This window comes from Prauserella shujinwangii (genome assembly GCF_003001955.1).
Taxonomy (GTDB): Bacteria; Actinomycetota; Actinomycetes; order Mycobacteriales; family Pseudonocardiaceae; genus Qaidamihabitans; species Qaidamihabitans shujinwangii.
Genome location: NZ_PVNH01000005.1, coordinates 253,120 through 265,453 on the forward strand (window position 1 = coordinate 253,120; position 12,334 = coordinate 265,453).

General features: G+C 72.3%; 10 protein-coding genes. 6 read left to right on the forward strand and 4 right to left on the reverse strand.

All coding sequences use genetic code 11. The features are described from left to right. Window positions 1–162: 162 nt before the first annotated feature. A complete protein-coding gene (locus B0I33_RS13940; RefSeq protein WP_106179172.1) occupies window positions 163–1,227 on the reverse strand; it encodes a hypothetical protein in 1,065 nt (354 codons plus the stop codon). Window positions 1,228–1,490: 263 nt separating this feature from the next. On the opposite strand from B0I33_RS13940, the gene B0I33_RS13945 reads away from it, so the two are divergent. The 4 genes from B0I33_RS13945 to B0I33_RS13960 all read left to right on the forward strand — a co-directional run bounded on the left by B0I33_RS13945 (window position 1,491) and on the right by B0I33_RS13960 (window position 5,196). Then, window positions 1,491–2,678 (forward strand): AI-2E family transporter, encoded by a 1,188-nt coding sequence (locus tag B0I33_RS13945; RefSeq protein WP_106179173.1) that lies wholly within the window; start codon window positions 1,491–1,493, stop codon window positions 2,676–2,678. Continuing rightward, window positions 2,675–3,817, forward strand: coding sequence for a MacS family sensor histidine kinase (gene macS, locus B0I33_RS13950; RefSeq protein WP_106179174.1), 1,143 nt, complete (start codon window positions 2,675–2,677; stop codon window positions 3,815–3,817). Before B0I33_RS13945 ends, macS begins: the two co-directional genes overlap by 4 nt. Then, window positions 3,814–4,476 carry a response regulator gene (locus B0I33_RS13955; RefSeq protein WP_181193286.1) on the forward strand — a complete coding sequence of 221 codons (663 nt, stop codon included), beginning with the start codon at window positions 3,814–3,816 and terminating at the stop codon, window positions 4,474–4,476. The genes macS and B0I33_RS13955 overlap by 4 nt, the downstream gene beginning before the upstream one ends. A gap of 120 nt (window positions 4,477–4,596) precedes the next feature. Then, a complete protein-coding gene (locus tag B0I33_RS13960) occupies window positions 4,597–5,196 on the forward strand; it encodes a DUF1707 SHOCT-like domain-containing protein (protein WP_106179433.1) in 600 nt (199 codons plus the stop codon). 3 nt (window positions 5,197–5,199) lie between these two features. Here the strand turns inward: B0I33_RS13960 and ptsP are convergent, their stop codons facing one another. Both ptsP and B0I33_RS13970 read right to left on the reverse strand, forming a co-directional pair. Continuing rightward, entirely contained in the window at window positions 5,200–6,834 is a 1,635-nt protein-coding gene (gene ptsP / locus B0I33_RS13965) for a phosphoenolpyruvate--protein phosphotransferase (protein WP_106179175.1), read from the reverse strand. Between the two features lie 52 nt (window positions 6,835–6,886). Then, window positions 6,887–7,774, reverse strand: coding sequence for a ribokinase (locus B0I33_RS13970; protein WP_106179176.1), 888 nt, complete (start codon window positions 7,772–7,774; stop codon window positions 6,887–6,889). 394 nt (window positions 7,775–8,168) lie between these two features. Here B0I33_RS13970 and B0I33_RS13975 point away from each other — a divergent pair, with 394 nt between their 5' ends. Further along, window positions 8,169–8,906, forward strand: coding sequence for a TetR/AcrR family transcriptional regulator (locus B0I33_RS13975; RefSeq protein ID WP_106179177.1), 738 nt, complete (start codon window positions 8,169–8,171; stop codon window positions 8,904–8,906). On the opposite strand, the gene leuS is transcribed toward B0I33_RS13975, so the two are convergent. Next, window positions 8,890–11,736 (reverse strand): leucine--tRNA ligase, encoded by a 2,847-nt coding sequence (gene leuS, locus B0I33_RS13980; protein WP_106179178.1) that lies wholly within the window; start codon window positions 11,734–11,736, stop codon window positions 8,890–8,892. The two genes, B0I33_RS13975 and leuS, sit on opposite strands and share 17 nt — an antisense overlap. A 188-nt stretch (window positions 11,737–11,924) precedes the next feature. On the opposite strand from leuS, the gene B0I33_RS13985 reads away from it, so the two are divergent. Then, window positions 11,925–12,323, forward strand: a complete 399-nt coding sequence (locus tag B0I33_RS13985) for an SdpI family protein (protein ID WP_106179179.1) — start codon at window positions 11,925–11,927, stop codon at window positions 12,321–12,323. The last annotated feature ends 11 nt before the right edge of the window (window positions 12,324–12,334 follow it).

Here is a 12,334-nt window from a genome sequence, read left to right on the forward strand (position 1 = left end):
GGGTCTTGGGGGGTGTGCGCGTCACGAGCGCACGGGTGCCCGACGGGCGGCCGGTACGCGAGCGCGTACCAGCGGGAGGAAAAGCGGGGAGAATTCAGCGGACGCGCGCCGACAGCGAGGACGCGGCGGCGGAGTGGCGCGTCGGCCTACCCCGCGGCGAAATCAGTCGGGCGTCACGCCGGGCTGCGAACCCGGCTGGATCGGCAGGTGCCGAACACCGCCGCGAACACAGTTGGTCACGGCGTCGTAGTCGGTCGAAAGGCTGCCGGCGGGAACGCCGAACAGCGGACCGTCGATGTGCAGGCCGCCGACCGAGCCGCCCGAGTGGGACGGCATGGTGATCGGAGCCAGCGGCGACCGCACCGGCGAGGCCGGTGCGGAGCCGTCACGGGGTGCACCGGAACGCTGCGCGTCGGCAGCGGCTTCGGTGTCCGCACCGAGGGACGAGGAAGCGGGGGCGACCGCGTCGCTCACCTTCACCGTGGCGATGGCGGGCTCGGGCGCGTCAGGCCGTTCGGCCGGACCGGCCGCCTTCTCCCGCGGGGCTGCCGGGATGGGCGCGGACTGCGCGGAATCGCCGCCGGCCAGCTCCGGCATCGTGGGCAGGCCGTTCACCAGGTCGGTGGTGCGCGGAGACAGCACGTCCCACACGGCCTCGCCGAACTCGCCGACCTGCCGCGGCGGGGTGAGACCCCGCTCGATGACCTGCCGTGCCTCGTGCGGGCTGCGGGCAACCTGCTCGGCCGCACCGAGCACGTCGTGCACCGGACGCAGCACCGCGGTGTCGCAGAACTGGTTGACCGAGGTGCTCACCTCGTCGGCGACGGCCTGGTCCACGAATCGCGGCGCGCGCCGCTCGGCCGAGCCCTCGGCCCGCTCCTCGCGCTCCACACCGGGCCGGGCCGCCTCGGCGGCGGCACCGCCAACACCGCCCGCGAGTTCGGCGGCACCGGAGACGACGCGTCCCGCGCCCTCGACGGCGGCGTCGGCGACGGGCGTGACATCGACCCCGGTCGACTCCTCGACCACATCGGCCTGGTCCGAGACGGACGCGACCGGCCCGAAGAACGACTCGCCCTCGGCGTGTGCGGCGGAGGCCGTCGCCGTGGACAGCGCCCACGCCGCCGCGGTGCCCGCGAGCGCACCGCCGACCACCAGCAGGGCGCGCATCAGCCAGCGGAGCGCGCGTCCCGCGCTGTCCCGCTGCGTCGCTGCCGTGGTGGCCACAGTTCTCCTGCCGGTACGTGAGTGTTCGATAGGTGAGGGTCGCGCTCGCGACTGCGGATCGTGCTCGGAGAAGCACGCACCGCTCCGGTGCCACAGAGATTGGCAAACCGAGCGGCCCCCGCGCATCTTGGACACGACTTGACTGCACGATCGTGTGAAGAACACTGTGTGTGGGCGAACATGACCCGTCGTGATCGCGGCAGTGCGCCCGTGGTTACCCGTGAGTCCGCGAGATCGTCGCCCCGGCCCGATACTGTGGGCAAGTGAGTCGGAACGAGCCGAAGCTACCGGCGATCTCCCAGGACGCGGACGTCACCAGGTCGGTACCCCTCGGACTGCGCGTCAGCGCCGCGCTGGCGTGGCGCTTCCTCGTGGTGGTCGCGGCCCTGTACGTCATCGGCAGGATGCTCGGCTACCTGTCGATGGTCGCGATCCCGCTGGCCATCGCGCTGCTGCTCGCGGCCCTGCTCGCGCCGGCCGTGCACCGGCTCACCGGCCGTCGGGTGCCGCGCGGCCTCGCCACGAGCCTCGTTCTCGTCGGCGGCCTCGGGGTGGTCGGCGGGCTCCTGACGTTCGTGATCATCCAGTTCACGAACGGCCTGCCCGCGTTGCAGCAGCAGCTGAACGAAAGCCTCAGCCAGATCGAGGACTGGCTGATCTACGGGCCGCTGCACCTCCGGCAGACGCAGATCCAGGACTTCATCAACCAGGCCATCGGCCTGATCCAGGAGAACCAGGCGTCGATCACCTCCAGCGCGCTGACCACCGCGGGCACGGTCGGCGAGATCCTCACCGGCTTCCTGCTGACGCTGTTCATCCTCATCTTCTTCCTGGTCGGCGGCGAGCAGATCTGGACGTTCCTGATGCGCGGTGTCCCCGGCGCCGTGCGCAGCCGGGTCGACACGGCGGGCAGGCGGGGTTTCGCCTCGCTGGTCAGCTACGTCCGCGCGACGGCGGCCGTGGCCGTGGTCGACGCCGTGGGCATCGGCGTGGGGCTGTGGATCGTCGGCGTGCCGCTGGTGATCCCGCTCGCGACGCTGGTGTTCCTCGGCGCCTTCGTGCCGATCATCGGTGCCGTGGTGGCCGGTGCGGTGGCGGTGCTGGTCGCGCTCGTCACCAACGGCTTCGTCACGGCCCTCGTGGTGCTGGCGATCGTGGTGGGCGTGATGCAACTGGAGAGCCACGTGCTGCAGCCGCTGCTGCTGGGCCGCGCGGTGAAGCTGCACCCGCTCGCCGTCATCCTCGCCATCACGGTGGGCCTGGTGGCGGCCGGGATCCCGGGTGCGCTGCTCGCCGTGCCACTGCTGGCCGTCCTCAACGCGGGGATCAAGTCGCTGGTCCACGAGCGTGATCCGGACCCGAAGGCGGTGGACGTCCTCGCCGAGGAGTCCGCCGATCCGACGGTCCCCGAGGAGCCGGAGTCCGAGGATCCGGCGCCAGACAAGGCATGACCGAGCGCGACCCGGCGACCCCGCTGTGGTGGGGGACGATCGTGCTGCGGGTGATCACGCTGCTGTTCGCGGCAGGCGCGGTCCTGGTGCACCGGGACGGCTACGAGCGGGAGTGGCTGGCGTGGACCGCGCTCGGCGTGATGGCGGCCTGGACCGTGGGCACGAGCGTCTGCTACTCGCGGCCCGCGCTGCGCCTCGCGGCGCTGGTGGCGGTGGACGTGCTCCTCACCTGCGGACTGATGCTCACCTCGCCGTTCGTGCTCTCGGCCGGGCAGTACGCCGAGGCCGCTCCGCTGGTCACCACCGTGTGGGCCGCGGTCCCGCCGCTGGCCGCCGGGGCGCGGTTCGGGGCGGTGGGCGGCGTGGTCGCCGGGCTCGTCGTGGCCGTGTCCACCGGCGTGGCCAGGCTCGAGGTCAACCTCGACGTGGCGCGCGACGGGGTGCTGCTCACCGCGAGCGGGCTGCTCATCGGCATCACGGCGACCACAGCGCGACGGTCTCAGGCCACGCTCGCGCGGGCCATGCGCGCGGAGGCGGCCAACGCCGAGCGGGAACGGCTCGCCCGCTCCATCCACGACAGCGTGCTGCAGGTCCTCGCCCGGGTGCGCCGCCGCGGTCACGACCTGGGCGGGGAAGCCGCTGAGCTGGCCCGGCTCGCCGGGGAGCAGGAGATCGCGCTGCGCTCGCTGGTGTCCACGAAGCCGTCGGTGCCGGTCGGCGGCCCGACCGGCACCGCCGACCTGCGTTCCGCGCTGCAGCTGCTCGCGACGTCCCGGGTCCAGGTCTCCGCACCGGCGGGCGATGTCGCGTTGCCGGAGGGAACCGTCGACGAGCTCGTCGCCGTCGCACGGGAGGCGTTGTCCAACGTGGAGCGCCACGCGGGCCCCTCGGCGAAGGCCTGGGTGCTGCTGGAGGATCTCGGGGAGGAGGTCGTGGTGACGATCAGGGACGACGGTCCGGGCATCCCGGCGGGCAGGCTGGCCGCCGCGGAACGGGAGGGGCACCTCGGGGTGGCCCAGTCGATCCGGGGCAGGGTCGCCGAGCTGGGCGGCACCGCGACGCTGGAGACCGCGCCGGGGGCGGGCACCGAGTGGGAGATCAGGGTGCCCCGCGAGAGCCGCTCGGGGAGGCGCCCGTGACGATTTCCGTGATGGTCGTCGACGACCACCCCATCTGGCGCGACGGCGTGGCCCGCGACCTGGGCGAGCACGGCTTCGACGTGCGGGCCACCGCCGCCGACGCGGACGCGGCGATCCGCATCGCCAGGGCCGTCCGCCCCGACGTCGTGCTCATGGACCTCAACCTGGACGGCAGCTCGGGAGTACGCGCCACCCAGTCGATCACCGGCGAGCTGCCGGAGACCCGGGTACTGGTGCTGTCGGCCAGCGGGGAGCACGACGACGTGCTGGAGGCCGTCAAGGCGGGCGCGTCGGGCTACCTGGTGAAGTCCGCCTCGGTCACCGAGCTGGTCGACGCCGTGCGCCGCACGGCAGCGGGCGACCCGGTGTTCACGGCCGGGCTCGCCGGGCTGGTGCTCGGCGAGTACCGGCGCATGGCGTCCGCGCCGGCCGACGACCAGGCTCCCCGGCTCACCGAACGCGAGACCGACGTGCTGCGGCTGGTCGCCAAGGGGCTCACGGCGAGGCAGATCGCCGACCGCCTCGTGATCTCGCACCGCACGGTGGAGAACCACGTGCAGTCCACGTTGCGCAAGCTCCAGCTGCACAACCGCGTGGAGCTGGCGCGCTACGCCATCGAGCATGGACTCGACGACGGGGAGGACCCGGACGGTGGGTGAGACCCGGGGATCGTTCGGGGTTTTTCCCGGATCCGCCGCGGTTCCACCGGCCCTAGCATCGTCGCCGTGGACGAGAAGGGCGAGCCGGACGGTCAGCCGGTAGCGGACGAGCGGCAGCGCATGCGCAACCTCCGGGTGTCGGACCAGGAGCGGGAGCACGTCGTCGAGTTGCTGCAGAAGGCCATCGGCCGGGGGATGATCGACCTCGACGAGTTCACCGAGCGAACGGACATCGCGCTCGCGGCCCGCACCAGAGGTGAGCTCAACGAGGTGTTGGTCGACCTGCCCGGCCTCGTACACCGCGACGCCGTGTACCCGGCCGCACCGGGCCCGCCCGGGCCGGGTGATCCCGTGCCGACCGGCAACCGGCTCGAGCTGAAGGCCCACGGCTCGCAGCTGGTGCGCAAGGGCCGCTGGTACGCGCCGCCGGAGATCGTCGTCCGCAACAAGTACGGCGAGACCCGGCTGGACTTCACCGAGGCCGAGCTCGCCGCTCCGGTCGTGCACGTCGAGCTCGACACCAAGTGGGGGTCGGTCACCGTGAAGATCCCGGAACACGCCGTGATCGACACGAACGGGATCACCGAGGTCAAGTGGGGCACCCTTGACGACAAGACGAACTCGAACGGCAGGCCGGGCACACCGAGGTTCGTGCTGACCGGCCGGGTGCACGGCGGTTCCCTGACGATCAAGTACCCGCGCCGGGGCCTGTTCGCCTGAGGCTCAGGCTTCCCGCGCGGCCACCCTGGCTTGCGCGGCGGTGGGTGCGGCCAGCGCCGCCCGCGCGGCACGCTCGCAGTCGGCCAGCGTCGCCGTCGCGAGGCTCGCCCCGACCGCGCGCACGGAGGCGGCGTTCATCGAGAGACTCGTGATGCCCAGACCGGCGAGCACCTTGGCCAGCAGGGGATCGGCCGCGGCCTCGCCGCACACGCCCGCGGGCTTGCCCGTCTCTCTCGCCGCGTCGCCGACCAGACCGATCAGCCGGAGCAACCCGGGTTGCCACGGGTCGTTGAGGGTGGCCACCGCGCCGAGCTGGCGGTCGGCGGCGAAGGTGTACTGGGCGAGGTCGTTGGTGCCGATGGAGACGAAGTCGACCGCATCGAGCACCTCCCGCGCCGTCAGTGCCGCCGCGGGCACCTCGATCATCACTCCGGCTCTGGCGATCCCGGCCGCGCGCACCCGCTCGGCGAACCAGCCGGCCTCCTCCGCGGTCGCGACCATGGGTGCCATCACCGAGACGTCCGCACCGGAGTCCGCCGCGGCTCCCGCGATGGCCTCCAGCTGGCGGTCCAGCAGGTCGGGCCGGTCGAAGGCCACCCGGACACCGCGGACGCCGAGCGCGGGGTTCGGTTCGGTCTCCTGCGCGAGGAAGGCGAGCGGCTTGTCGGCGCCCGCGTCGAGCGTGCGCACGATGACCGGCTTGCCGCGGAACGGCTCCAGCACCGCCGTGTACGCCTTGCGCTGCTCGGCGATGGTGGGCTCGTCGGCCGCGTCGAGATAGCAGAACTCCGTGCGGAACAGCCCGACGCCCTCGGCCCCGGTGTCCGCGGCGGCGTGTGCGTCGGCGGGCGCGCCGACGTTGCCGAGCACCTTCACGCGGTGCCCGTCGGATGTGCGCCCGGTGCCGTCCCACTCGATCGGCCCGCCACTGGCGGCGACCACGGGCGGAGCGCTCGGGTCGACAGCCTCGATGACCCCGGTGTCCCCGTCCACCGCGAGCGCCCGCGCGTCGTTGGCGAGCAGCCCGCGCACGGCCACGACCGCCGGGATGCCGAGCGAGCGGGCGAGGATGGCCGTGTGGCTGGTGGGCCCGCCCTCCTCGGTGGCGAGTGCGAGCACGAGCGCCGGATCGAGGCCCGCGGTGTCGGCGGGTGCGAGATCCCTGGCGACGAGCACGCTCGGCTGGTCCAGCTCGGGCACGCCGGGCGGTTCGATACCCAGTAGCTGGGCGATGATCCGGTCGCGGACGTCCTCGATGTCCCGGACCCGCTCGGCCATGTACCCGCCCGCGCTGGCGAGCGCGTGGGTGAAGTTGGCCGCGGCCTCGTAGACGGCCCGCGCGGCGGGGATGTTCTGCGCGGTCACGAGCTGCTCGGCCTGGCTGACCAGCGCCGGGTCACCGGCCATGGCGGCGGTGGTGGACAGGATCGTCGCCGCGTCCCCACTGGCCGCCGCGGCCTTCGCCTCCAGCCGGGCCACCACGGCCTGCGCGGCGGGCGCGATACGGGCGGCCTCCTCGTGCAGGTCGTCGGGCGGCGGGGTGCTGGCGGGCTCGCCGAGCGGTTCGGTGACGCGGACGACCGGGCCGCTCGCCCGGCCCGGGCTCACGGGCACTCCGGACAGCTGGACGTCAGACATGGTCTAGACCATAGCGGTTCATGATCCTCCAAGGGCAGCTCGCGCTGCCACCCTAACCAAGTTCGTCGGCGGTGGGGTAGGACGGCTGCGCCCCGGTCCGCGTCACCGAGACGGCGGCGACCTGGGCGGCCGTGCGGGCCGCCGCCGCGAGACCGGCTCCCCCGGCCAGGGCGTGGGCGAGCGCCCCGGCGAACGCGTCCCCGGCGCCCGTCGTGTCGACCACCTTGACCCGTGGCGACGGAACCTCGGTCGTCCCGTCCCGGGTCACCACGACGGCTCCGTGCGCGCCCCGCGTGACGACGGCCGAGCGGGGGCCGAGCTCGAGCAGCCGCGCGGGGTCGGCGGCGTCCTCGCCGAGCAGCCAGGCCGCCTCGTGCTCGTTGACCAGCAGCACGTCGAGCACGGCGAGGGCCTCGGCGGCGAGCTCCGCGACGGGGGACAGGTTCAGCACCGTCCGCACCCCTGCGGCGGCGGCCGAGACGAGCACGTGCTCCACGGTCGGCAGCGGGATCTCCATCGACGCGACGAGCACCCGGACGCCCGCGAACCCACCCGTGACACCAGCGACGTCGTCGATGTCGGCGGGTGCCAGCGCGTGGTTGGCTCCCGGCGAGACCAGGATCGAGTTCTCCCCGTCCGGCGTGACGGTGATGTAGGCGGCTCCGGTCGGCCGGTCGACCGTCCGCACCAGGTCCGTCCGCACGCCGGACTCGCGCAGCGATTCCAGCAGCAGCTTGCCGTGCCCGTCGGCACCGACCGCGCCCACCAACGCGACGTCCGCGCCGAGCCGCGCCGCCGCGACGGCGGTGTTGGCGCCCTTGCCGCCGGGCAGGATGCGGGTGTCGCCACCGAGGACGGTCTCCCCGCCACCGGGGCGCCGGTCCGCCGGGACGACGAGGTCGGCATTGGCCGAGCCGACCACGAGCACCTGTGCGGTCATGTGGCCGAGACTGCCAGAAACCACCCGGTCAGCGGTGCGCCGGGAACAGACATGAAGGATTTTGTAACTTTCCGCCCGCGCGATGCGACAATCAGGTGAGGTCCACCGAGACTCACCCTTTCGGGTGAGTTCCACATCGGGGCGTCATCGCCGCGATCTCGGCGGGCTCTCCTCAGCACCGCCGCGTTCGCGCGGGGGTGTTGTTCGGCCCCGGTCCCCAGGGCTGCTGGCCGGACATCGGGTCGCCGGCACCGGTCACGTAGCCCCCCGAGTGATCGGTGCCGGCGGCGCCCGGACGTTTCCCCGGCCGGGCTGCCGCGCGCCACCCCGGTCCGCGGAAGGGCTCATACACTTCCGGGATCGGAGATCATCGGCAGCTCGGGCGGGGTACGTCATGAACAAGGCCATACGGCGGGGCCGCGAGGCCACGGGACAGGACATCCGGCAGACGGCCCGCGCGCTTCTCGTGCGGCACGGCCCCGAGGCCGTCACCCTCCGCGCCATCGCCCGCGAGCTCGGGATCACCGCGCCCGCGCTGTACCGCTACTACGGCTCTCGCGACGACCTGATCGAGCAGCTGCGCCGCGACGTGGTGGCCGACCTCGGCACCGAACTGGCCGCCGAGCCCGCCGCGGAGGGCGCGCTGCGGCTGTTCGAGATCTGCAAGGGCTTCCGGCGCTGGGCGCTCACCCACACCCAGGAGTTCACGCTCGTGTTCGCCTCGCCCACCGGCGAGGTCGGCTCCGCCGAGGGCAGTGTGACCACGCTGAAGCAGGCCTCCGAACCGTTCGGCAGGCTGTTCCTCACCGCGGCCGGGCAGGTGCTCGCCACGCACGAGGTGGCCACGCCGCCGGACGAGGTCGTGCCGCCCGAGCTGCAGGACGACCTCGCGGCGTACCGCGACGCCCTCGTCGCCGCCGTCGCCGAATCCGGGCTCGACATGCCCACCGATCGGCTCACGCTCGGCACGACGTACCTCATGATCCAGTTCTGGGCCCGCATCTACGGGCACGTCACGCTCGAGGTGTTCGGCAACTACCCGATCACCGTGCAGAAGCCGGACGCGCTGTTCGACGCGCTGCTGGCCGACCTCGCCAGGGAGATCGGGCTCAGCCTCAGCGCACCACGTTGACCAGGCGGCCCGGCACGACGATGACCTTCCGCGGCTCCGCGCCGTCCAGCAGCGCGGCGATCTTGGCATCCGCCAGCGCCGCGGCCCGCACGTCGTCCTGCCCGGCGTCGGCCGCCACCGTCACCCGCGACCGGACCTTGCCGTTGACCTGGATCGGGTACTCGACCGTCTCGTCGACCAGCCACTTCTCGTCCGGCACCGGGAACGGACCGTGCACCAGGGAGTCCGGGTGGCCCAGCCGCTGCCACAGCTCCTCGGCGATGTGCGGGCACATCGGGGCGAGCATCAGCACCAGCGGCTCGGCCAGCTCCCTCGGTGTGGCCTCCGCCGAGCCGTAGGTTTTGGTGACGTAGTTGTTCAGCTCGATCAGCTTCGCGCCGGCGGTGTTGAACCGCAGCTCCGCGTAGTCCTCCCGCACCCCGGCGACGGTCTTGTGCAGCTGCCTGCGGTCGTCGTCGGTCAGCTCGATGTCGGCGACCCTTACCGCGCCGGTGGCCTCGTCCACGACGAGCCGCCACAGCCGCTGCAGGAACCGCTGCGACCCGACGACGTCCTTCGTGGCCCACGGGCGGGAGTCGTCCAGCGGGCCCATGGACATCTCGTAGAACCGGAAGGTGTCGGCACCGTAGTTCTCGGACATCTCGTCCGGGGTGACGACGTTCTTCAGGCTCTTGCCCATCTTCCCGTACTCCTGGGTGACCTCTTCGCCCTGGTAGAAGTACTTGCCGTCGCGCTCCTCCACGTCCTCGGCCGGCACGTAGACGCCGCGCGAGTCGGTGTAGGCGAACGCCTGGATGTAGCCCTGGTTGTAGAGCCTGCGGTACGGCTCCGCCGAGGAGACGTGCCCCAGGTCGTACAGGACCTTGTGCCAGAACCGCGAGTACAGCAGGTGCAGCACGGCGTGCTCGACGCCGCCGACATAGAGGTCCAGCCCACCGGGGTCGTTGACGCCGTGCTCGGCGGGGCGCGGCCCCATCCAGTACCGCTCGTTCTCCGGGTCGACGAAGCGCTCGGCGTTGTCCGGGTCGATGTAGCGCAGCTGGTACCAGCACGAACCGGCCCACTGCGGCATGACATTGGTGTCGCGCCGGTACTTCTTCGGCCCGTCGCCCAGGTCCAGTGTGACCTCGACCCAGTCGGTGGCCTTGGCCAGCGGCGGCTGCGGCTCCGAGTCGGCGTCGTCCGGGTCGAACGTCGTGGGCGCGTACTCGGGAACGTCGGGCAGCTCGACCGGCAGGTGCTCCTCGGGCAGCGCGATCGGCAGGTCGTTCTCGTCGTAGACGATCGGGAACGGCTCACCCCAGTAGCGCTGCCGGGCGAACAGCCAGTCGCGCAGCTTGTACTGCACGGTGCCCTCGCCGTGGCCCTTCTCCTCCAGCCACGCGATGATCGCCTTCTTGGCGTCCTCGACGCCCATGCCGTTCAGGCTGAGGTCCTCGTTGGACGAGTTGATCGCCGGCCCCTCGCCGGTGAACGCCGCACCCTCGAAGTCCTCACCCGGGTCGACGGTGCGGACGATGCGCAGGCCGAACTTGGTCGCGAAGTCCCAGTCCCGCTGGTCCTGCGCGGGCACCGCCATGATCGCGCCGGTGCCGTAGCCCATCAGCACGTAGTCGGCGATGAACACGGGAATCTGTTCGCCGTTGACCGGGTTGGTGGCGAACGCACCGGTGAAGACGCCGCTCTTGTCCCTGCTCTCCTGGCGGTCGAGCTCGGACTTGCGGGCCGCCTCCGCCCGGTAGCTCTTCACCGCCTCCGCGGGCGTCGCCGCGCCCCCGGTCCAACGCTCGTCGGTGCCCTCCGGCCACTCCGCCGCGGTGAGCCGGTCGACCAGCGGGTGCTCGGGCGCCAGCACCATGTAGGTGGCTCCGAACAGCGTGTCCGGCCGGGTGGTGAAGACCTCGATCGTCTCCCCGTCCGCACGGAAGCGCACGTTCGCGCCGCGCGAGCGACCGATCCAGTTGCGCTGCATCGTCTTGACCTTCTCGGGCCAGTCCAGCAGGTCCAGATCGTCCAGCAGGCGGTCGGCGTAGGCGGTGATCCGCATCATCCACTGGCGCAGGTTCTTGCGAAACACCGGGAAGTTGCCACGCTCGGTCAGTCCCTCGGCGGTGACCTCCTCGTTGGCGACCACGGTGCCGAGGCCGGGCGCCCAGTTCACCGGCGCCTCGGAGATGTAGACCAGCCGGTGGGAGTCGATGACGCGGCGCTGCTCGACCCCGGACAGCTCGGCCCACGGGCGGCCGTCCGGCGTCTCCCGCTCGCCTTCGGCGAACTCGCGCTCCAGTTCCGCGATGGGCCTCGCCCTGTCCTGCTTCTCGTCATAGAACGAGTTGAAGATCTGCAGGAAGATCCACTGCGTCCAGCGGTAGTACTCGACGTCCGTGGTGGCGATCCGCCGCCGCTCGTCGTGGCCGAGGCCCAGCCTGCGGATCTGGCTCAGGTACCGCTCGATGTTGGCCTCGGTCGTGGTGCGCGGGTGCGTTCCGGTCTGCGCGGCGTACTGCTCGGCGGGCAGGCCGAAGGCGTCGAAGCCCATCGTGTGCAGCACGTTGCGGCCGGTCATCCGGTGGTACCTGGCGAAGACGTCGGTGCCGATGAAGCCCAGTGGGTGCCCGACGTGCAGGCCCGATCCGGACGGGTACGGGAACATGTCCTGGACGAACAGCTTGTCCGAGGGAATCGGCGTGTCCTCGGCGAGCGGGCCCTTCGGGTTGGGCGCGTGGTAGGTCCCGTGGTCGGCCCAGTAGTCCTGCCACCGCCGCTCGATCCGGCCGGCCAGCTCCGCCGTGTAGCGGTGCGCCGGAGCCTGCTCGGTGCCGTCTGTCATCGCCGATCCTCCCGTGTACCTGCCTGCCCCAGAAAGAACGCAACCCCCCAGCCCGAAGGCGTGAGGGGTTCGCCGCGCTGCCGGACCTGGTCAGCGCGGCCGGATAAGGAGCAGGCTGGTCGTTCTCATCGCCCTCATGGTAGCCGCCCCGACCACGGCGTTTTCGGACAGCCCGTATTCTGGCTCTCGTGTTCGTGGTCGCGTTGCTTCCGATGGTGCTCGGTGTCCTGGTCGGCTGGGGTGGTTACCTCGGCCTGCGCGAGAAGCTCCCGCGCGACCGCGGCACGGGCCTGCGCACCCCGTCCACTCTCCGCAGCGACGAGGCGTTCCGCGTGGCCAACCGGGTCGCCGGACTGCCGACGGTCGTCGCGGGCACGATCGGCGTTCTCAGCGGCGCCGCGGCGCTGGCGATGCCGTCCACCCCGGGCATGGTCACCGCCGTGGTGATCGGCGTGGTCGCGATGTTCGGCCTCGTCGCGGGTGGCGGCGCACTCGGACACCGGGCCGCGAACGCGGTGCCCGCGCCGGCGCCCGCCGAACCCGCGGGCTGCTCCGGATGCGCGTGCGGTGGCTGCGGCGCGTCGTGAGCGCCGGTCAG